The organism is Acinetobacter sp. FDAARGOS_724, from assembly GCF_013364475.1.
Lineage (GTDB): Bacteria > Pseudomonadota > Gammaproteobacteria > Pseudomonadales > Moraxellaceae > Acinetobacter > Acinetobacter variabilis.
This window is the reverse complement of record NZ_CP054908.1, coordinates 2,111,193-2,133,251: the sequence shown is the minus strand read 5'-3', so window position 1 is coordinate 2,133,251 and position 22,059 is coordinate 2,111,193. Positions and strand designations below refer to the sequence as shown.

Below are 22,059 nucleotides of genomic sequence, written 5' to 3'. Positions count from 1 at the left end.
GGATTTTGCCATGCCTGAGTTTTTACTTGACTATAACCTGATGCCATTTCATCTCAGTTTATTGTTCATCATTCTGCTTGGTATGGCAAAAACAGTTGCCTTCTATTTTAAGCTTAAACCCAGTCAACTCCTGAAACGCATTTCCCCATATGACTTTCAGAATGTTGAATGGCTAAATGTTAAATTTTCCAAAACCCTGATTGTTTTTTTCTTCTTGATGAATTTTAGCTTTGCCGGCTATTTGCTTCAGTTTCTGATCTATTCACAGGAATATCATTTCTTACCAGCCTATTACATCATTCTACCGGCATTGATCATTGCGATTTTCTTTACCGTATTTATGATTCATTGTCTGGATCAGGTCATTCCACCTAAATATAAAAAGAATGATGTAAACCTGTTAGGCCGTTTAGCCACAATTTCGAGCGGTAATGCCCGACCCGGGTTTTCTGCCCAAGCGCGAGTTCGGGATGAGTATGGTCAGTTACACTATGTTCAGGTCGAACCTGAATTTGGCGAACTGGAATTTCAGTCTCAGATTATTTTAATCCGTCTTAGAAAATCGCATTATGTGGCCAAGAAGATCTGTAAATCCAACCGACTCTTTAGCTTGAATCTGGAAGAAGCTTAAAGAATTCAATAGAAAAAATCCCGGCTAAAAGTCGGGATTTTTTATTGGATAGATAGATTTATTTTTTAAACAAGCCTGAGACCATATTCAATACATTCTGAATATCATTATTGGCTTCCTGCTTGCTGGTTTGCTCACCTTGTGGTGTCAGTGAATCAATAATCTGCGGCAAGACCTGAGAAATGGCGCTATAGACATCCTGTTTAGGCACATGGGTCTGTTCTGCGACCTGTTCTACTTCCTGGTCATCAAACAGGTTTTGTACCTGCTGCGGATCAACATTGGCATTTTCACCCGGGCCAGTAGAGACCCAGTCATCGACCTGGCTATTTAAACCTTGTCCTTTGAGTTTGTCCAAGGCTCCTTGCAAACCGCCCTGTTTCTGAATCCAGGCCAAGACCAGAGGCAAGACAGCAATCAATAAAGTCTTTGTCGTTGAACTGCCACCCAGTCCAGAACTCGGTCGAGCGGAAGATTGGCTCCCACCTCCGAGCTGACTGAGTACAGAACCTAAAATTGCACCTAGACCATTTTGCTTGTTTTGCTGTTGTGAGTTTTGATGCTGCTGATTTGGATTCTGGTTTTGCTGACTGGCATTATTGATATGACCCAATACTGATCCAAGAATATCTGCCAATCCCCCTTGCTGGGATGAACGCTGCTGGGATTGCGACTGGTTATTTCCCAAGGCTTGCTTGGCCAGCATTTCCACAATACTACTAAGATTGGTCATAACTCATTCCTGTATACGGCTTCTCTACAGAATAGAGTCTTGGCTCCTATTTTCCATGCAGGATTTTGTTAATATTTGCAATACTGATATAAGACCTTATCAGCCCTCCAGTTTTACCAGCGATATTTATCCCAGTTTTCAGGGTTAGCCCAGAATTTAGAGTTAAACCAATCCGGCACATGTTTATAAGTCAAAATATTGAATTGCCAGAGTGCAAAATCTGTCCCATGAACCGTCTTGTCAATCAACTGGGTCAAACCTAGAGACCTGAGCAGTTTCTCATCCTGCAAGCGACTCACCACCACCAGACGTTTTGCAAATAAATCACGCATTTTAACCAGAATTTGACTCTTCTGCTGTTCTGACAATGCTAAGGTTTCAGGAGTATCCAGCATCACTACTGCCAGGTCATAACGCTGTTGAAAAGGCAGATTTAAAACCTCAGATACGTTAAAATAGTGCCATTGAATAGATTGCTGAAATTGAGATTGGGTTAAATCCTGCCCGATACAAATAGCAGTATGAATTGGCTGTTCCTTAGCGAAATCGTCTAGCATTGAAGTGATGACATTCTGTTCAGCCATGACTGCATCCTTATGATTTAAGTGAGTAATTTTTTATGGAACTTCAGGGCATTTGCCATAAAATGCACGTCGGTCTTATAGAGCTTAGTGTAACTGATCAAAATACCCAGCGGGCAAATGTTGAATATAAATTAATATTAGATGGATCAGAAATTAACCTTCCATTCCAGTTAGGTCAGGAAATCGAGATTGAATGGACAGGAAATATCTATTGTGTTTCTTGCGGCAAAAAAACTTCTAAATCATTCTCACAAGGCCACTGTTTTAAATGTTTTAAAACTAAAGCTTCATGTGATATGTGCATCATGAAACCGGAAACCTGCCATTATCATTTAGGTACCTGCCGGGAAGATGAATTTGCACAGAATGTCTGCTTCCAGCCACATATTGTTTATCTGGCCAATTCCAGTGCATTGAAAGTCGGAATTACCCGTATCAATCAAATGCCGACTCGTTGGCTGGATCAAGGTGCGACTCAGGCGCTTCCTATCATGAAAGTAGGTTCTCGCCGGCTTTCCGGTAAACTGGAAGTGATGTTTGGTACTCAGGTCGCAGATAAAACTGACTGGCGTAAATTACTCAAAGGCGAAGCGGAACCTTTAAATCTGATTGAGGTTCGCGATCAGCTGATTGAAGAATTTGCACCAAAAATCCAAACCATTCGTGAAGAGTTTAATCAGAATCTACAGTTTAATGAGAATATTGAAGTACTGGACAAGGAATTACCGCGTGAGTTCATTTATCCGGTAGAGCAATATCCAGACAAAATCAAATCTCACAATCTGGACAAAACTCCAGTGATCCGAGGCAAATTACAAGGAATTAAAGGTCAATATCTGATTCTAGATACTGGCGTGATTAATATCCGAAAATATACAGGTTATGAGCTGATTTTTAGAGCGGAATAAAATAGCCGGATTTTAAAAGAAAGCTATATGCTCTCTTTTTTATTTTCGATATGATTTATTTCACTACTCAGAATAATAAAAAAAACCAGCCCTCAGGCTGGTTTTTTACAATCGAATCTTATTTGATTTTTGCGTGAGATTTTAAGTAACGCGTATAGTCATCAAATTCTTGTTGACCACGAAGCTGTTGATATAATTTCACCAGTTCACTACGTTGCTCTGCACTTAAAACATCGATCGGATTTTTCTTCACTTCAGAAACTGCCACAACAACCAATTCATTTGGCATATTTGCTGTCGTTACTGACCAGTGACCTGCTTTAGGCGCTGGTACGCTAAATGCTGCACGTTGTACATCACGCTTAAGCAGACCTTCTGCGCGTGTATAGATGCCTGCATCTTCAAATACCAGTTTACCTTTCGCAACTGATGCTGCAGGCTTGGTTTTAAACTCATTTAATGCAGTTTGCACTTCAGCTTTAGCCGCAGCAAATGCTTTATCTTGAATCAGTTTCGCTTTTACTGCTGGTTTAGCTTCTGCCAGTGTCTGCTCACCCGCTGCATGATAATTGCGAACTTTTACCCAAGCCACATCACCATTGGCTAACTGAATGCTTGACGATGCATTACGGTCGCCATTTTTCACGTCATCATTAAATAGTTTAACTTTGACAGCCGCATTACTTAGCAATGGATCACGTGTCGCAAGGGTCACACCATTTGCTTTCTGAACCTGAACACCCTTCACTTCCTGAGCAACAACATCCAGCGAGTCCGCACTTACGACCATGTCATTCAGACTGTTTACCGTATCAGAGAATGCATTAGATTTTTTTGCTGCCAATACTTCTTCAGATAAACGTGCTTTTTGAGATTCAAAAGATGGAACTGCCACGTCAGGCAATTGGACTGAAATAATATGGTAGCCATAATCTGTTTTAACAGGCGCTGAAACTTGACCAGATTTTAAAGATGCAACAGTCTGATCAAAAGTAGTACCGAACACGCCTTTTTCATACACAGCAATAGCACCGCCTTTAGATTTAGATTCAGGATCTTCAGAGTATTGAGCTGCTGCTTGTGTAAAAGTGGTACCGGCTTTGATTTTAGCTGCAATTTCGCTTGCCAGTTTTTTGGCTTCAGCATCGCTACGACTATCAGCAGTCACCAGAATATGTTTAACCTCTGGTTTCACATTCTGCTTCTGGTCAGCCACAAATTTATTATAGGCTTCCTGCAATTCTGCATCAGTAACCGCTACATTGGCAGTATCAATATTGCTCGCCTTGATCACCACATAATCCACATCAACGCTAGTTGGTTGCTTGAACTGGGATTTGTGCTTTTCATAATATGCTGCAATATCAGCTTCTGATACTTTTACTGCTTTTTTATAGCTGTCCAGATTCACGCTAGCGATATGAATATGACGCTGTTCAGTTTGCAGATCTGCAATTTGCTGCATTTCTACCGGACTGACCAGTGGATAATCCATAAAAGTAGAAGACAGCATTTTCAGTGCATGGTCTTTACGTAAACTTTCTACTAAAGCATTGTTTGTCATGCCAATTGATTTCAGATAATTTTCATATAAAGCATTAGAAAATTTGCCATTCTCCTGAAAAGAAGGCTGCTGTGAAATCATTTGTGCGATCTGCTGGTCACTCAGGCTAATTCCCAGTTTTTCTGCTTGTTGCAAAAGCAAGGTACGCGCAACCAGGGTATCCATCGCTTTTTGATCGATGAAGCTTTGATTTAATAAGGTTTCATCACCATTAGCATAACTTAAGTATTGTTGTTTGAATGATTTTGTCAGTGACTCTAATTCTTGTTTAGAGATATCAGTTCCATTGACTGATTTTGCTGCATCAGAATTTCCGCCGCTAAAATATCCTTCAATACCTACAAGCGCTAAAGGGGTTAAAAACAGAACGAGCAAGACCTTGCCCAACCAACCCTTAATAACTTTACGAAAAGATTCCATAAGTATTCCAATATTTTATTTGCAGAGGATTTTAACCGAAAAAACCCATTGAATGAATGTGTTAATCAAAACAATTAAATCTATCAATAAAAAACGCGCCAAAGAAGGCGCGTTTTAGGATTGAAGCAGCTTAAGCAACAGCGTCTTTTAAGCCTTTACCTGCTTTGAAGCTAGGTACTTTGCTTGCTTTAATTTCAAGAGTAGCACCAGTTTGTGGATTACGGCCAGTACGTGCAGCACGCTCTTTAACGCCGAAAGTACCGAAACCAACTAGAGTTACTGTATCACCCGCTTTTAAAGCTTCAGTAACAGAAGCAATTGTAGCATCTAAAGCTTTACCTGCGTCAGCCTTAGATAATCCCCCTTTCTCTGCAATTGCATCAATTAATTCTGATTTATTCATGAAAACTACGTCCTCTTAATATCGTTTATTTAAGGTCCAAGAATTTGTTTAAACTACCATAACGCCTTTATAGCAATGCTTTAGGTATAAACGCAATACTTATAAACCTCTTTTTTTTCAAAATATATGCGAAAAAAACATTGAATTATGAAGAAAGTCATTTTGTGTGTATTTTTTCCGATAATTCTTTCTGTATTTTTTCTTGCTGCAAGGTCAATTCATCAACCTTGGCATGCAACTGAAGAATTAAACGCTCCAGATGTTGTACATCCTTCAGTGTGACTAATCCTATACGATTCAAGGAATGATGAACAGAGTTGTCGACCAATTTTTCAACCTTATCTTTGGTATCTGTCACAGATTCACGTGCTTTTTCGGAGACTTTTTCCACAGTTTGATCTGCAATATCGACTGTTTTGGATTCCAGCTCTTCTCCGACCTTGACCAGCGAGTCAAACAGTTTATTGCCTTCTTCCTCCGCCCGGGAAAATGCCCCAAGGCCAGCTAACCAGATCTGCTTGGTATATTTGCGAAAGTCCAGCATCGAACGTCGCTCGGAAGCAGACTTTGATTTACTCTTCACTGGTCTTTCAATCAATTCCTGATCTGTATCTTGTGTCGTTTTTGTTTTATCCATGTACACGACTCCTGCTTATTCTCTATGCAAATATCATAAAATTATCTACAAAATCACCGCATAATAGCAAATTTAGGGCTTGATAGATTTGCTAAACTGTTCTACAAAGCACTTTATTTCAAGTCTAATTTGATTTAACCCTGAAATCTTTTACTCAGCAGGATGCTTTTTCATTTTAATTTTCAGGTAAGGATTGGTTGTATATATGAGTGAATCGCAACAAAGTCAAAATCAACCACATTTGTTGCTTACGATGACTTTGATCGTTTTAGAAACAATATTCACGTTCATTCTCAAACATGACCGTGTTGTTGCACTTCAGGCGAAGAAGTTTGTAGATGAGAATATTACAATAAAAATCAATAGTTATATTCCATATTTTGATTTCTATATTCAGTTTACCAAAGACGGGCTGTTATTTGATTATAAAGCACCAAGCAGAGTTATTGATCTGGATGTTCGCACCACTTTAATGGATCTGATTAAAATTTTTATCTTTGGCAATCGCAGAAGCATTCGTGCGATGCGTATTGACGGAAATCAAGTTTTAAAAGACGAGTTCCGTGATTTACTGACTTTATTTGCCTTACCTAAAGTATTGTCCGACTGGAAACACTGGTTATCTGAACCACCAGCAGATGAGACCGATATTCGTTCATCAAGAAAACGTATTGCGCCTTTATTAAAGAAAATTGAAGATCAACGTTCTAAAATTAATAGCCTGCAAGTTGAAGTTAAACAGTATCGCAACCGCATTAAACGTATGGAACGCCGTCAAAAGCAGATCAATATGGCCTTTAGTATAATCACAGTACTTTTGATTGCGTTATTAGTGTATAATTGGATCAGCGCGTAATTCTTTCAATTTCAGAAAATTAAATACGCTCGCCATTCACAAAAATAACTTGACTAATTTAGTCGGGATTCATAAAATCTACACATCTAGTCTAACCATGTGTATCGAATCATGCGCCTAACCACTCGCGGTCGCTACGCAGTGACTGCTCTACTTGATTTAGCTTTGCAGCCATCTGAACAAACGATCACGCTTGCTGAAATTGCAGCACGTCAAACCATTTCTGTTGCCTATCTCGAGCAGTTATTTGCGAAACTAAAACGTCATGGTCTAGTTTCGAGTGTTCGCGGTGCCAATGGTGGATACCATTTAGCACGCAGCGCAGATGAAATTACTGTGTTAGCAATTATTGAAGCTGTAAACGAAACAGTTGATGCGACTCGCTGTGACCATAAAGGCAACTGCCAAAATGGCGCGATGTGCTTGACTCATGATTTATGGCAAGAACTCTCCCATCACATTGCCGATTATCTCGCAAAAATCACCCTTGCTGACCTTGTAGCCCGTGACAACGTACAAACCGTGTCATTACGCCAAAATTCAGCAAACATTGATTCAGCCCTTTTATCGGTTACAGGTATTTGACATGAAACGTCCGATTTATCTTGACTATGCAGCAACAACTCCGGTAGATCCTCAAGTTGCAGAACGTATGATGGAATGCTTAACTTTCGAAGGCACCTTCGGTAATGCAGCATCTCGTTCACATGCTTATGGTTGGCAAGCGGAAGAAAAAGTTGAATACGCCCGTGAACAAGTGGCGAATTTAGTAAAAGCTGATCCGCGTGAAATCGTATGGACTTCAGGTGCAACAGAATCTGACAACCTTGCATTGAAAGGTGTGGCTCAGTTCTATGCTTCTAAAGGCAAACACATCATTACTTCTAAAATTGAACATAAAGCAATTTTGGATACATGTCGTGAGCTAGAGTCTGAAGGTTTTGAGATTACTTATCTTGAGCCGCAACCAAAAACTGGCTTAATTACTCCAGAAATGGTTGAAGCAGCGATTCGTCCAGACACCATTCTTGTTTCCCTGATGATGGTAAACAACGAAATCGGCACGACAACTGATGTTGCTGCGATTGGTGAAATCACCCGTGCGAAAAAGATTTTCTTCCACGTCGATGCTGCACAGGCTGCGGGTAAAGTTGAAATTGATCTTTCTCAATTGAAAGTCGATTTGATGAGCTTCTCTGCACATAAAATCTATGGTCCTAAAGGTATTGGTGCCCTGTTCGTACGTCGTTCACCACGTGTACGTCTAAAAGCACAAATGCATGGTGGCGGTCATGAACGTGGTATGCGTTCAGGTACTCTTGCAACTCACCAGATCGTTGGTATGGGTGAAGCATTTGAACTTGCAGGCAAAAATTTACAATCTGAACAAACTCGTTTACGTGTACTTCGTGACAAGCTTTGGAATGGCTTACAAGATCTTGAACAGGTATTCCTGAACGGCCACCCAACTCAAAACGTTGCAAACTACTTAAACGTAAGTTTCAACTTTGTTGAAGGTGAATCATTGATGATGGCACTGAAAGATGCAGCGGTATCTTCAGGTTCAGCATGTACATCTGCAACACTTGAACCATCTTATGTACTTCGTGCATTAGGTCTTTCTGATGAGCTTGCACACAGTTCGATCCGCTTCAGCTTTGGTAAGTACACCACTGAAGAAGATATCGATCACGTTTTAAATATCACTAAAGCTGCTGTTGAGAAATTACGTGAACTTTCTCCGCTTTGGGATATGTACAAAGAAGGTATCGACCTTTCTACAGTTGAATGGGCTGAGCACTAATTTTTGACTCTGAGATAGCTGTATTTATACCGCTATCTTATTGATAAAAAATTTTTAATCCCCATATTTATATTAAGGCTGACCCCGAGTTTTGGAGAAGCAACATGGCTTATAGCGAAAAAGTAATTGATCATTACGAAAACCCACGTAACGTTGGTGTTTTAGACAAAAATGCAGAAAACGTTGGTACTGGTATGGTCGGTGCACCTGCTTGTGGCGACGTAATGCGTTTACAGATCCAGGTTAATGATGAAGGCGTGATTGAAGAAGCACGTTTTAAAACTTATGGTTGCGGTTCTGCAATTGCATCAAGTTCATTAGTGACTGAATGGTTAAAAGGTAAAACCTTAGACCAGGCACAAGCGATCAAAAACATTGATATCGCAAATGAATTGGCTCTTCCACCAGTAAAAGTACACTGCTCTGTATTGGCTGAAGATGCAATTAAAGCGGCTGTTGAAGACTACCGTAACAAGAAGTCTAAAGCTTAATCATTCGTTTTTTGAAGAAAGATTCACGGAGTTTTCATGATCCACTTAACTGAAAATGCAGCAACTCATATCAGCAATTACCTCAAAAGTCGCGGTAAGGGTGAAGGCATTCGTGTTGGTGTGAAAACTTCAGGCTGTTCTGGTCTTGCTTATGTTCTTGAGTTTGTTGACGAAGTCGATACTCATGACCAAGTCTTTGAACAGTTTGGTGTTAAAGTTTTCGTAGACCCAAAAAGTCTGGTTTATCTCGAAGGTCTAGAAATGGACTACGTGAAAAACGGCTTGAACGAAGGCTTCGAATTTAATAACCCAAATAAAAAAGGCGAATGTGGTTGTGGTGAGTCATTCACTGTCTGATTGCAACAATAATTCTCTTTTTTCAGCATTAAAACAGTGTGAAATACACTGTTTTAATTGCATTTAGGCAGTTATTTTAATTGTCATCAAGCTTAATCATTTTTGCATATTAATCGCGGACTCTATCTCCCATGAATCATTTTGAGTTGTTCAATCTTCCTGTAGCACTCGATATTGATTTAGCCACTTTAAAAGCAGAATTTTTAAAGTTGCAGCAACAATATCACCCCGATAAAGCTGAAGATAAAGATCAGGCTTTGATTAAATCAAGCGAGATCAACCAAGCATTCAAGGCTTTGTCAGCGGTTGATAGCCGTGCAGCTTATTTACTGTCTTTAAAAAAACAGGACTATCATCTGGATCAGTCTATTAGCGATTTTGAATTTCTTCAGGATGCGCTGGAAATTCGCGAGCAATTAGATGAAGCCTCATCTGCTGAAGATCTTTCTTCTCTGAAAGTTGAAGTTCAGCAATGGATTGATGGTCTGGTTCGTGAGTTCAAAATCGACTATGAAGATGAAGACTGGGGTGAAGCTCGCGATACCGTGCGTAAACTGCGTTTCTTTGTTAAAGTCATGGCGGACATCGACAAAGCGGAAGACCGTTTCCTGGATGATGACAGCTTTGATCTTGATGATGAATTTTAATTTTTCTATTTAATTTTAACGTGCAAAGGATGTAACACTATGGCTCTCTTGCAGATTGCAGAACCAGGTCAATCAAGTGCACCACATGAACACCGCATTGCGATTGGTATCGATTTAGGCACCACCCACTCTTTGGTTGCCACGGTTCTTTCAGGTCAAGCCAAAGTACTCAAAGATGAACAAGGTCGTGTGTTACTTCCTTCTATCGTTCATTATGCAGCACAAAGCACTGAATATGGCGATGATGCCAAACCTTTTATTACCACCGATCCTAAAAATACGATTGTATCCGTAAAACGTTTTATGGGTCGCTCCCAAGCAGATATTAAATTCCAGCATCCTTATGCCTTGGTGGGCGAAGCGAATGAAATGCCGGCATTTGAAACTGCGCAAGGCCGTAAAACGCCAGTTGAGATTTCTGCGGAAATTTTAAAGCAGCTTAAAGAACGTGCTGAAGCCAGCTTAAAAAATGAGATTAATGGTACCGTGATTACGGTTCCTGCATATTTCGATGAAGCACAGCGTCAGGCAACACGCGATGCTGCGCAACTGGCTGGTTTAAACGTTCTGCGTTTACTGAATGAACCAACGGCTGCTGCGGTAGCTTATGGATTGGATCAGGAAACCAACTTGAGCACAGATCGCAACTATGTGATTTATGACCTGGGTGGCGGTACCTTTGACGTTTCAATTCTGCGTTTCTCTCAAGGTGTGTTCGAAGTATTAGCGACTGGCGGCCATACTGCCCTGGGTGGTGATGACCTGGATCGTCTGATTTTAAAATGGGCTAAAAAACAGCTTAATATCGAAACCCTAGATGATGCTGAATATGCGCATTTCATTACTGCTGCGCGTAAAGCTAAAGAAGCATTATCTGATGCTGACTCAGTTGAATTAAAGCTGCTTGACCAAAGCCTGACTTTAGATCGTCCAACCTTTGAAGAAATCATCAAGGTTGCCTTGGATAAAACCATCAGTGTATGTAAGCGTGTCATGCGTGATGCCAAACTGGAACTGGATGATATTCAAAACGTGGTTCTGGTAGGTGGTTCTACCCGCTCCTATGCCGTTCAGAAAGCAGTGCGTGAAGTGTTCAACCAAGAACCTCTATGTACCATCAATCCAGATGAAGTAGTTGCAATTGGTGCCTCGATTACTGCGAATCAATTGATTGGTAATTCAACCGACGGTTCATTATTATTAGACGTAACACCATTGTCTCTGGGTCTTGAAACCATGGGTGGTCTGGTAGAACGTCTGATTTCACGTAATACTGCGATTCCTGTGGCACGCCGTCAAGAATTTACCACCTATCAAGATGGTCAGACCGCGATGTTGATCCATGTAGTTCAAGGTGAACGTGATCTGGTAGAACATTGTCGTAGCTTAGGCCGTTTTGTACTGCATGGTATTCCTCCAATGACTGCAGGTCAAGCACGCATTGAAGTGACTTTCCAAGTGGATGCAGATGGCCTGTTAACCGTTTCTGCCAAAGAAATGACTTCAGGTGTGACTGCACAAATCGATATCAAACCATCTTATGGTCTGTCGAGTGAAGATACTGAACGTCTGCTGTTAGAAGGTTATCAGTTTGCTGAAGAAGATAAAAATCTTCGTCATCTGCAGGAAACCAAGGTGGAAGCACAACGTGAACTTGAAGCACTGGTTCAGGCACTGAAAGTAGATGCTCAATTGATGAATGAACAGCAATTGGCAGAACTGACTGTTGCGCAAGCACGACTTGAGTCCGAGCTACAAGGTACAGATATCAAAGCCATTGAATCTGCAGTAGAACAGCTTAAAATACATAGTGATGCATTTGCTGCTCTGCGCATGAATCAACATATTGATGCTGCCCTTAAAGGCACTAAACTCGACGATTGGTCAAACTCAAACTAATTTAAGGTAAAGACTATGCCACGTATTAAAGTTCTTCCACATGCGCAAATTTGCCCTGAAGGCGCTGAGTTTGAAGTTGAACAAGATGCCAATCTATGTGAAAGCATGCTGAAAAACGGAATCAAGATTGAACATGCGTGTGATATGTCATGTGCATGTACCACTTGCCACGTAATTGTTCGTCGCGGTTTCGACAGCCTTGAAGAAATGAATGATGTCGAAGCTGACTTGCTCGATCGTGCTTGGGGATTAGAGCCTGATTCCCGTCTGTCTTGCCAAGTGAAGATTGTAGATGAAGATCTGGAAGTTGAAATTCCAAAATACACCATCAACCATGCTTCAGAAAATCATTAAGATTCTAAAATCAAAAAAACCACGCTTAGGCGTGGTTTTTTATGGTCTTTATTATTTATTTAAATCATAAAAATTAGATGACTTTTGATCGTTCAGCTGCTCGAAATGCTTCATCAGTAGATAAAGGCTCAATCACTTCATCTTCAAGTTTTAATTTCACAATTCCTTGAGAGTTGGTCAGTTGCTGCTGGGTTTGAATGCGTTTAATCATTTTCTCCAGCACATGCAGCAACTCTGGGTAATCATAGTTTTGCACTTCATCCAAATTTAACAGTAAATGGAAACCTTTATATTCATAATCAAACCAGCGTTGATATTCAACTTTCTGGAAGGCATATTTTTCCATCACTTGCCAAGTGCGAACCGGCGCCTTAATCCCTTTCAAGAAAATTGGCTCTTTAGGTGCACATAGATAGTCATTTTTGATCAGGTTATGGGTATCTTCAGAAATCAGGATTTCATCAACTTCCGCAGCACTTTGTAAGCGTGCAGCCAGATTGGCATCACGACCAACAATCGTATAGGCCATACGGTGATTGGCGCCATAGTTCCCCACGTGGCAATAACCGGTTGAAATCCCCATACGGATATGTAATGGCGGATAACCCATTTTGATCCAGCGTTCGCGTAACAATTTCATTTGCTGACGCATTGAAATTGCCATTTCCAGACAGTTTTTAGCATCCTGCTCTACACCATCTGAATGCGGATCGCCAAAGAAGATCAGGATGGCATCACCCATAAACTTATCGACTGTTGCTTCATATTTCTTGGCGATTTCAGTCATATGACTTAAATAGTCATTCAGCAGGAAAGCCAAGTCATCCGGAATCAGAGTTTCAGAAAGCTCTGTAAATCCCTGAATATCCGAAAAGAAAATCGTGAGTTTTTTACGTTTGTATTCGATCTTAGCTTCAGATTCGCCTTTCATGATGGATTGCCATAACTGCACTGGCGCATAACGGCTGAGCTGATTGGCGAATTCCATATAACGGTTCATCTGGTCGAAATAATGGTTTTTCTTCTGGGTCATATATTGCATACGACCGCTTTGATAGAAATTTCCAACACCAAAATAAGTAATCAGACAGATGAAACCTAGTACGGTGAGTTCGGTACTGGTTGGACTGAAATAGCTGGTAAATCCAAAAATACCAATGGTAGACAGATAAAAGATCATCGTGCCAATCAGGCCAGCCAGTGACACCATCATGAATGAAATCTTGTTATTAATGGCAGTATACAGCAATGTGACCACTGCCAGCAGGGACAACACCAGATCCAGATGCACAGCTGCAAGTACAACCGATACGATAATCACATCTAGAACAAAGAAGAAATTACGTTTTAAATTATAGTCGTATTTATAAATCATCCACCGGGATAATTTCGGTGTGATCACCAAGACCAGTGCCAGAAACAACGGAACGAAAATCTGGTAATTGGTATCCGGCTCCGTATAGTGATAGACGATCAGAACCAGAGACAGCATGATATATCCCATCATCCGATGGAAATATTCAAACTGTTTCGGTTCCTGATGAATCCAGTCGTCTAATTGCACTCAATTACTCTCTTAAAGTCCAGAATCCTGAATGGACCATAAAATGTATGTCAACGCTTAGTCCATACGCCAGTCAAATGGCATATCCCCTTGACCGCGTAAAGCCAGCATCAAGGTTTGACGCATATGTGCCAATACTTCACTGCTATAAGGAACTGCTGGAGTACCCCATACCGGCTTAGGCCATGCTACATCATTTTGATAACGCACCACATGATGAAAATGCAGTTGTGGCACCATATTGCCCAAAGCTGCGACATTCATTTTATCGGCACGGAATACACGCGCTAACTGGCTAGATAACCAGCTTGATTCACGTAAAAACTGTTCTTGGTCAGCTTGGCTCAATTCATATAATTCGGTAATGCCTGGTACACGCGGAACCAGAATCAACCATGGAAATTGCATATCATTCATCAAACGACATGTTGATAAAGGAAAGTCGCCTACAAAAAACGTATCTTGAGCAAGTTGTGGATGCAAACTAAACATATCTTTATAAATGATGCAAAATTAGAATGATGGCTAATACTACCATATACAATTGCGGCTGAGTATTGTAAGCGGGCGCTTTAGGGCAATTTTGTATGAATTATGAAGGACAAAACGGCAAACTATTAGCTTAAATAATTTCATAAGAAAACAAGCTAATATTCACACTATATGTATAAAAATGAAATATAGTGTGAATATTCATATTCCATGAAATCTAAAACTATTAATTTAACTCTTTTAATAAGCTATCCAATAAATCACTGATGAACTGGATTCGTTTTTGATAATCTTCCAGCATCACCATCACTTTTAATCGCTGGCCGCCTTCCATCCTGAAATATGTCGGATGTTTCTGCATCATCTGGATAATACTCATAGCCTGAACTGGCGTATCTGGCGCAAACTCGATATGGCCACCCTGCCCACCAATGTCAATTTTAGTGATGCCCAATTGCTCGGCTTTAAGACGTAGCTGATGCACAGCAAATAATTGTTTCACCGGTTGCGGCGGAATGCCAAAACGGTCAATCAGTTCCATACGGATATTATCGAGTTTTTCCTGAGTATCAGTATTACTGATGCGTTTGTAGAACAGCAAGCGCTGATGTACATCACCCAGATAATCGTCTGGAATCAGGGCTGGCATATGCAGGTTGATTTCCGCAGTTAAAGACAGTGGCGTATCAAAATTCGGCGTTTTACCTTTTTGAATCGCTTTAGTCGCCTTTTCCAGCATTTCCATATACAGGCTATAGCCGATCGCCTGCATCGAACCACTTTGCTGCTCACCTAGAAGTTCACCTGCACCGCGAATTTCCAGATCTTCGGTGGCCAGCATAAAGCCTGCACCCAAAGTCGAGGCACGTTGGATCGCTTCCAGACGTTTTTCTGCATCACCTTTCAAGGCTTTTAGGGATGGCACTAACAGATAGGCATAAGCCTGGTGATGCGAACGCCCAACCCGACCACGCAACTGGTGTAACTGTGCAAGACCGAGCTTGTCTGCCCGCTCAATGATAATCGTATTGGCATTCGGCACATCAATCCCGGTCTCAATAATAGTCGAGCACACCAGGACATTGTATTCCTTGTGATAGAACTGCTGCATGACCTGCTCAAGCTCACGTTCACGCATTTGCCCATGTGCCACAATGACACGTGCTTCCGGCACCAGATTCCGGATATTTTCTGCAGCACGTTCAATGGTATCGACTTCATTATGCAGGAAATAGACCTGACCACCACGCAGCAATTCACGCAGAATCGCCTCTCGAATGGTGTCGCTGGTATGTTCCTGCACAAAAGTTTTTACAGCCAGACGGCGTGCTGGTGGCGTCGCGATAATCGACAGATCACGCATTCCACTAAAGGCCATATTCAGTGTACGTGGAATTGGCGTTGCTGTTAGGGTCAGCATATCAACATCGGCACGCAAAGCCTTAATACGTTCCTTATCACGCACCCCGAAACGGTGTTCTTCATCGACAATCATCAGTCCCAGATTATGGAACTGGACATTTTCCTGTAAAAGCTTATGGGTGCCGATGACAATATCAACTTTGCCATCTGCTAGGTCTTCAATGGTTTTGGTATGCGCTTTAGAAGAACCGAAACGGGAAAGTACTTCAATGCGTACAGGCCAATCTGCAAAACGGTCTTTAAAAGATTCATAATGCTGCTGTGCCAGCAAAGTAGTGGGTACTAATACCGCAACCTGGCGATTATTCTGTACTGCGACAAAGGCTGCACGCATGGCGACTTCAGTTTTACCAAACCCGACATCACCACAGACCAGACGGTCCATTGGTTTGGCCAGTTGCATATCATATAACGTGGCTTCAATCGCATTGGCCTGATCCGGTGTTTCTTCATAGGCAAAGCCGCTAGCAAACTGCATATACAGGCTTTGATCAACCTCAAAACTGATACCTGGTTTAGATGAACGACGTGCCTGAATATGTAATAACTCGGCTGCGACATCATGAATCTGTTCCAAAGCTTTACGCTTGGCTTTATTCCAGGCATCTGTACCCAGTTTATGTAAAGGTGCCAGATCTGGATCACCGCCACTATAGCGGCTGATCAGATGCAGGTTAGTCACCGGCACGTAGACTTTAGCACCTTCTGCATAATCCAGTTGCAGAAATTCATGATCCTGATCATCAATACTTAAAGTAATTAAGCCTGCATAACGTCCTACACCATAATCAATGTGTACCACTGGCGCACCAATGCTCAGCTCGGTCAGACTGCGGATCAGGAATTCTTCTGACACTTCCTGCTGACGCTTGCGACGACGTTGAACTACACGATGTTCATAGAGCTGATTTTCCGAGATCACACTGATCCGATTTGTCAGAACCAGACCACGTTCTAATGGTGCACTGGTAATCGCAATCGCATGCAGAGATTCAACAAAAGCATCGAAGTTTTCTACGGTCGGAATATCACCCAGACTTGGACGCAGCGCATCTTTTAAGGTTTCACGCCGACCGGCACTTTCAGCGACCAGTAAAACCGGATGATTGGCCGCATCAATATATTTTTTGACTTCGGTAAAGGGCTTTTCACGTTTTGGATCAACAGGCAAGCGTGGTGGTAACTGGGTATCCAGATTAATCACGCCGGCTTTCTCATCAAAAGCTTCTTGTGCCGCAATGATGCGACTAAACTGATTTAGCTGTTCTAAAAGCAGATTGGTCGGACAGAACAGTGCTTCAGGCGGCAGAATCGGCTGATCAATATTATGGCGGCGATCTTCATAACGGCGAGTTACGTCCTGCCAGAACTGTTCTAAACTCTGCTCTAATGCCTTATCTGTAATTACAATGCCATTCTTTGGTAAATACGAAATCAAGGTACTTTGCTCTTGCATCGCTTCATGACTAAAGAATAAAGGCTGGTAGAACTCAATTCCAGGTGAAGCAATGCCATCCATCACATCCTGATAAATTGGATTTTTCTTTGGATTAGCTGTCGGGAAAAATTCTGCATAACGGTCACGGAAAGTAGCACGACCTTCCTTAAGGGGAAATTCTTGTGCGGGTAATACCGTAAATTGTTCTAGAGTTTGCGTAGTACGCTGGGTTTCCGGATCAAAAAATTTCAGGGTCTCAATTTCGTCATCGAACAGGTCAATCCGGATCGGTGCATCCTGACCTGAAGCATATATATCGATAATGCTACCGCGAACTGCAAATTCACCATGGTCATAAACGGTATCGACCAGATGATAACCAGCCTGAATCAGTTTTTTCTTTTGCTGTTCCAGATCCAGCTTTTGTCCAACTCGAATATCGAAGTGTTCACCCAGCACCCATGAAGTAGGTGCAACACGCTGTGCCAATGTAGAAGCTGCCAGCAACAATACGCCACTTTGAGGCATATTAGATAAAATTGCCAGACGTTCGGAAACGATATCCTGATGCGGTGACAGACGGTCATAAGGCAAAATTTCCCAATCTGGAAATATGGTTGGTTTAATCCCATAAAATTCCAGTTCGCTTTCCAGTTGACCCAAATGCTGGTTATTACGTGCAACAATAACAAATAGGCGCGATTGCTGCTTGATAATTTCTTTCAGCAATAATGCAGTAGACGAGCCTTGCAGATTGCCTAACCAGCGTTTCTCGCCTGCCTTGAGCTTGGGTAAATTAAGTTGGGAAATTTCTTGTTGGAACATGTATATAGCTTTAAAGTCTAAACAACATGAAGCTTATACTATCACGATGATCTGGTGCTATTTCGTTATTTTTATGCAGTCGTTACAGATTGACTGCACAGGATAAAATCAGCCTATGATTCATCTATTTTTTGTCGCGTAAAAAGTTACGATAATAGTCATTTAACTTTTTCACAATCAATTTAAATTGCAGCAAGTTTTCTTCAGTATTTCCTAATCTTGCATTAAAACGTTGATTGGCAATTTCCAGATCAATTTTTTCATTAATGATCATTGCAGTTGAATATAGCGATTTTAAATCATCAAATGTTTTCATACGTCGGTTAGACAAGTATTCCAGCCGCTCACCCAGCTCCTGATTTAAATTAATCCCATCCACAATATAACCAGTCCCTTCTATATATTGGATATGATTCTCTTCCAAAAAAGCCTGAGCCGGATCAGGTTTGTTTGATTTAAATAAGTTACTGATTTTATCAAACATGCTATACACTCAATTCATCGTATGATCGATATAGTCTAGATGAAAATGCCCCAAACCCACAGACGGGATTTGAGGCAAATGGTTAAAATCAGCACGAATCTATATTCGGCTCATCTTTAAGCTTTCAGGATACCTGTTCCCATTGATTCATCATTGGGACTTCTGAAACCAAATTTTCAAAGGCAAAGATTTCATCCAGCTGAATTTTACTCAACAAACCCAGCTCCAGCACCACTTCGGGTACAGTTTTATTTTCACGAATACATTGCTTGCCAATTTCATCGCAAGTGGCATGACCTAAAAGTGGCTCCAGTAAGGTGATAATCCCGATACTACGCATCACTGCATTTAAACAGTTCTGTTCGTTGGCCTGAATCCCGGCAATACATTTTTGTTGTAGGGTCTGCATACCTTGAGTTAATAATTGGATGGATTCATTTAAGGATACTGCAATGACCGGTTCCATGACATTGAGCTGTAATTGCCCTGCTTCTGCTGCCATCGTTATAGTCAAGTCATTGCCAATCACGCGAAATGCAATCTGATTGACTACTTCTGGAATAACCGGATTGACTTTGGCTGGCATGATAGAAGAACCTGCCTGCAATTCTGGCAAACGGATTTCTGCCAGACCGGTACGTGGGCCAGAACTCAAAAGACGCAAGTCATTACAGATCTTGGATAATTTAACGGCCAGACGTTTCAGACTACTCGATAGAATAATAAACACACCACAATCGCTGGTCGCTTCGACATAATCTTCCGCGCCTTTTAAAGGTAGGCCAGTAATTTTCGCTAAAGTGTGTACTGCATGTTTGGCATAACCATCAGGAGTATTCACGCCGGTTCCAATAGCGGTCGCACCTAGATTCACTTCCAGCAACAACTGACGCATTTGCTCAATCAGCTTCAGGTCTTCTTTTAATAGAGTCGCGAAAGCACGGAATTCCTGTTCCAGGGTCATTGGAACCGCATCCTGTAACTGGGTACGCCCCATCTTGATCACATACTGAAACTCTGATGCCTTGCTATATAAAGTATCAATCAACGATTTTTGTACATGAAGCAGTTCATCCAGACGTGTATATGTCGCTAGACGTAGTGCCGTGGGATAGACATCATTGGTCGATTGCGAAGTATTCACATGATCATTCGGATGCAAGATATGGTAATCGCCTTTACGATGCCCGAGCAATTCTAGCGCCCGATTTGCAATAACCTCATTCGCATTCATATTAATAGAAGTACCGGCTCCCCCCTGATAAGGATCAAGCGGAAATGCTTCCTGCCAATCCTGAGGTTGATGAATCAACTCATCACAGGCTTGTTGAATAGCAGTACTTTGTTGTTCTGATATTTTCTGAAAATGTAAATTTGTTTGTGCTGCTGCTTTTTTAACTTGCGCCAATGCGCGAATAAAGTGTGCTTGCTGGCCTACTGCCAGACCTGAAATCTGAAAATTTTCAATCGCACGCAAAGTATGAATACCATAATAGCTGTGCTGGGGAATCTGCTTCTTACCCAATAAATCCTGTTCAATTCGGCTTGATTCTATTTGCAACATATTGTCCATGTCATATTACTCTTAGCGATGATGCGCCATTCAGAATGGCATTACTGCACTATGAAGAGAGGCTCTAAAAACAAATAGAAGGGATTTAAGCAGGATTTGAAACAAAATATGACTAATTCGAGCTTGTTGTTAGTTTTGTAAATTTGTGTAATTAAAATACAAAATTTCAATGAATTTAACCGTTTATTAAAATTACCTATTTTTCTTCAAAACCATGTGTAACTTTGCATTTTACGACCCTCTACTAATTCTGCATTTTTATGAGAAAACCATTAATTTACACAAAATATACATAAAAGCTGATCAACTGTTACAGAGTGTAATTTTTAAACCGTGTTTGAATCACTGCCCTGTAAACGCAGTTCAAAAAATCATCCCGGATGATGATGTTCAAAATTTAAGGATACTCTGCCTATGAGCTCGCTAAACCCGACACTGATTACTTTTATGTTTTATATCGTCGCCATGATTGGGATCGGTTTATACGCCTATCGTGCGACGTCCAATTTTGATGAATATATTCTGGGTGGGCGAAGTCTGGGCAGTGTAGTGACTGCGCTTTCCGCAGGTGCTTCCGATATGAGCGGCTGGTTGCTGATGGGTTTACCCGGAGCCATTTATCTGTCTGGCCTGTCTGAAGTCTGGATTGCGATTGGCCTGATTATTGGCGCCTGGCTGAACTGGTTACTGGTTGCTGGCCGTCTACGGGCGCATACCGAGTACCAGAACAATGCCCTGACCCTGCCGGATTATTTCACCAGCCGTTTTGCGGATAAGAAACGGATTTTACGCTTACTATCAGCCATTGTGATTTTGGTGTTCTTTGCAATTTACTGTGCTTCCGGCATGGTCGCAGGTGCACGTCTGTTCGAAAGCCTGTTTGGCTGGGATTACACCACGGCGCTCTGGCTTGGTGCAGTGGCTACGATTCTATATGTGTGTATTGGCGGCTTCCTGGCAATCAGTTGGACCGATACTTTCCAGGCAGGATTGATGATCTTTGCCCTGCTCATTACACCGATCATTACCTATTTGGCATTGAGTGATAATGCTCAACAAGTAGGTGCTCTATTAGAAACCGCCCGTCCACAAGCCTCTAATATGCTGGAAGGTCTAAGTTTTGTGGCGATTATTTCCAGCCTAGCTTGGGGCTTAGGCTATTTTGGTCAGCCACATATTCTGGTGCGCTTTATGGCGGCAGATTCGGTTAAAACCATTCCTGCTGCACGCCGGATCGGGATGGCCTGGATGATTCTGTGTCTGGTGGGTGCGATGTCTGCGGGCTATATCGGAATTGCTTATTTTGCGGCAAATCCTGATTTGCCAGCTGCTGCAATCGTGAACCAGAATCCTGAAACCGTGTTTATGGAACTGACTAAAATTCTGTTTAATCCCTGGATTGCAGGCATTATATTGGCGGCAATTCTGGCTGCGATTATGAGTACATTGAGCTGTCAGTTGCTGGTCTGCTCCACTACCCTGACTGAAGATTTATATAAGGGTTTCCTACGTAAAAATGCGTCGCAAAAAGAATTGATCTGGGTCGGTCGTGGCATGGTGATTGTGATTGCCTTGATTGCAATCTCCTTGGCCATTAATCCGAATAGTAAAGTTCTGGGTCTGGTGGCTTATGCGTGGGCTGGCTTTGGTGCTGCCTTTGGTCCACTGATCATTTTCTCATTGTTCTGGAAACGCATGACCCTCAATGGCGCGATTGTCGGAATGGTAGTTGGTGCTGTAACCGTAATTGCCTGGAAAAATTATATGGGTGATACCGGTCTATATGAGATTATCCCGGGCTTTATTCTGGCAGCGTTAAGTATTGTGATTGTGAGCCTATTGGATAAAGCGCCAAGTCACGATGTCGTTAATCGTTTTGAACTGGCGAAAGCTGAATATCAAAAAGAAATGGCTGAAATGAATAAATAATCTTTCTATTTCAAATTAAAAAGGGACTTTATGTCCCTTTTGTT

General features: G+C 41.6%; 21 protein-coding genes. 11 read left to right on the top strand and 10 right to left on the bottom strand.

What is annotated here, in order from left to right; translation table 11 throughout:
- Positions 1-10 precede the first annotated feature (10 nt).
- Positions 11-631, top strand: coding sequence for an OB-fold-containig protein (locus tag FOC32_RS11390; RefSeq protein WP_005235372.1), 621 nt, complete (start codon positions 11-13; stop codon positions 629-631).
- Positions 632-689: 58 nt separating this feature from the next.
- Here FOC32_RS11390 and FOC32_RS11385 read toward each other — a convergent pair whose 3' ends face one another.
- Positions 690-1,364, bottom strand: coding sequence for a YidB family protein (locus FOC32_RS11385; protein ID WP_004786041.1), 675 nt, complete (start codon positions 1,362-1,364; stop codon positions 690-692).
- A 113-nt stretch (positions 1,365-1,477) separates the two neighbouring features.
- Positions 1,478-1,948 carry a DUF6231 family protein gene (locus FOC32_RS11380; protein WP_175967498.1) on the bottom strand — a complete coding sequence of 157 codons (471 nt, stop codon included), beginning with the start codon at positions 1,946-1,948 and terminating at the stop codon, positions 1,478-1,480.
- 35 nt (positions 1,949-1,983) lie between these two features.
- Here FOC32_RS11380 and FOC32_RS11375 point away from each other — a divergent pair, with 35 nt between their 5' ends.
- A complete protein-coding gene (locus tag FOC32_RS11375) occupies positions 1,984-2,856 on the top strand; it encodes a DUF2797 domain-containing protein (RefSeq protein ID WP_175967497.1) in 873 nt (290 codons plus the stop codon).
- Positions 2,857-2,974: 118 nt separating this feature from the next.
- On the opposite strand, the gene FOC32_RS11370 is transcribed toward FOC32_RS11375, so the two are convergent.
- From FOC32_RS11370 to FOC32_RS11360, 3 genes are all read right to left on the bottom strand, one after another.
- On the bottom strand, positions 2,975-4,840 hold the full coding sequence (locus FOC32_RS11370; protein ID WP_175967495.1) for a SurA N-terminal domain-containing protein: 1,866 nt from the start codon (positions 4,838-4,840) through the stop codon (positions 2,975-2,977).
- Positions 4,841-4,970: 130 nt separating this feature from the next.
- The gene (locus FOC32_RS11365) at positions 4,971-5,243 is read right to left on the bottom strand and encodes an HU family DNA-binding protein (RefSeq protein ID WP_004786051.1); all 273 of its coding nucleotides are present in this window, start codon (positions 5,241-5,243) and stop codon (positions 4,971-4,973) included.
- A 157-nt stretch (positions 5,244-5,400) separates the two neighbouring features.
- A complete protein-coding gene (locus FOC32_RS11360) occupies positions 5,401-5,880 on the bottom strand; it encodes a phasin family protein (protein WP_175967493.1) in 480 nt (159 codons plus the stop codon).
- Positions 5,881-6,085: 205 nt separating this feature from the next.
- Here FOC32_RS11360 and FOC32_RS11355 point away from each other — a divergent pair, with 205 nt between their 5' ends.
- From FOC32_RS11355 to fdx, 8 genes are all read left to right on the top strand, one after another.
- The gene (locus FOC32_RS11355; protein WP_175967491.1) at positions 6,086-6,736 is read left to right on the top strand and encodes a hypothetical protein; all 651 of its coding nucleotides are present in this window, start codon (positions 6,086-6,088) and stop codon (positions 6,734-6,736) included.
- A 111-nt stretch (positions 6,737-6,847) separates the two neighbouring features.
- A complete protein-coding gene (locus tag FOC32_RS11350) occupies positions 6,848-7,321 on the top strand; it encodes an Rrf2 family transcriptional regulator (RefSeq protein WP_004786058.1) in 474 nt (157 codons plus the stop codon).
- A 1-nt stretch (position 7,322) separates the two neighbouring features.
- Positions 7,323-8,540: an IscS subfamily cysteine desulfurase gene (locus FOC32_RS11345; protein ID WP_175967490.1), complete on the top strand. Its 1,218-nt coding sequence runs from the start codon at positions 7,323-7,325 to the stop codon at positions 8,538-8,540.
- Between the two features lie 104 nt (positions 8,541-8,644).
- Positions 8,645-9,031: a Fe-S cluster assembly scaffold IscU gene (gene iscU, locus FOC32_RS11340; protein ID WP_004786061.1), complete on the top strand. Its 387-nt coding sequence runs from the start codon at positions 8,645-8,647 to the stop codon at positions 9,029-9,031.
- 36 nt (positions 9,032-9,067) lie between these two features.
- Positions 9,068-9,388 carry an iron-sulfur cluster assembly protein IscA gene (iscA, locus tag FOC32_RS11335; RefSeq protein WP_004786063.1) on the top strand — a complete coding sequence of 107 codons (321 nt, stop codon included), beginning with the start codon at positions 9,068-9,070 and terminating at the stop codon, positions 9,386-9,388.
- Positions 9,389-9,519: 131 nt separating this feature from the next.
- Entirely contained in the window at positions 9,520-10,035 is a 516-nt protein-coding gene (gene hscB / locus FOC32_RS11330; protein WP_004786065.1) for a Fe-S protein assembly co-chaperone HscB, read from the top strand.
- 39 nt (positions 10,036-10,074) lie between these two features.
- Positions 10,075-11,934 carry a Fe-S protein assembly chaperone HscA gene (gene hscA / locus FOC32_RS11325; RefSeq protein WP_034170341.1) on the top strand — a complete coding sequence of 620 codons (1,860 nt, stop codon included), beginning with the start codon at positions 10,075-10,077 and terminating at the stop codon, positions 11,932-11,934.
- Between the two features lie 15 nt (positions 11,935-11,949).
- The gene (gene fdx / locus FOC32_RS11320) at positions 11,950-12,288 is read left to right on the top strand and encodes an ISC system 2Fe-2S type ferredoxin (protein ID WP_034702567.1); all 339 of its coding nucleotides are present in this window, start codon (positions 11,950-11,952) and stop codon (positions 12,286-12,288) included.
- Positions 12,289-12,361: 73 nt separating this feature from the next.
- Here the strand turns inward: fdx and FOC32_RS11315 are convergent, their stop codons facing one another.
- From FOC32_RS11315 to aspA, 5 genes are all read right to left on the bottom strand, one after another.
- Positions 12,362-13,852, bottom strand: coding sequence for an adenylate/guanylate cyclase domain-containing protein (locus FOC32_RS11315; RefSeq protein ID WP_004786070.1), 1,491 nt, complete (start codon positions 13,850-13,852; stop codon positions 12,362-12,364).
- 57 nt (positions 13,853-13,909) lie between these two features.
- Positions 13,910-14,344: an HIT domain-containing protein gene (locus tag FOC32_RS11310; protein WP_004786072.1), complete on the bottom strand. Its 435-nt coding sequence runs from the start codon at positions 14,342-14,344 to the stop codon at positions 13,910-13,912.
- Between the two features lie 226 nt (positions 14,345-14,570).
- On the bottom strand, positions 14,571-18,029 hold the full coding sequence (gene mfd, locus FOC32_RS11305; protein ID WP_175967488.1) for a transcription-repair coupling factor: 3,459 nt from the start codon (positions 18,027-18,029) through the stop codon (positions 14,571-14,573).
- A gap of 124 nt (positions 18,030-18,153) precedes the next feature.
- The gene (locus FOC32_RS11300; RefSeq protein WP_175967486.1) at positions 18,154-18,513 is read right to left on the bottom strand and encodes a hypothetical protein; all 360 of its coding nucleotides are present in this window, start codon (positions 18,511-18,513) and stop codon (positions 18,154-18,156) included.
- A gap of 124 nt (positions 18,514-18,637) precedes the next feature.
- Positions 18,638-20,086, bottom strand: a complete 1,449-nt coding sequence (aspA, locus tag FOC32_RS11295) for an aspartate ammonia-lyase (RefSeq protein ID WP_175967484.1) — start codon at positions 20,084-20,086, stop codon at positions 18,638-18,640.
- Positions 20,087-20,500: 414 nt separating this feature from the next.
- Between aspA and putP the strand changes: the two genes are divergently transcribed.
- Complete coding sequence (gene putP, locus FOC32_RS11290; protein WP_175967482.1) at positions 20,501-22,015, top strand: sodium/proline symporter PutP; 1,515 nt, start codon at positions 20,501-20,503, stop codon at positions 22,013-22,015.
- Positions 22,016-22,059: the final 44 nt, after the last annotated feature.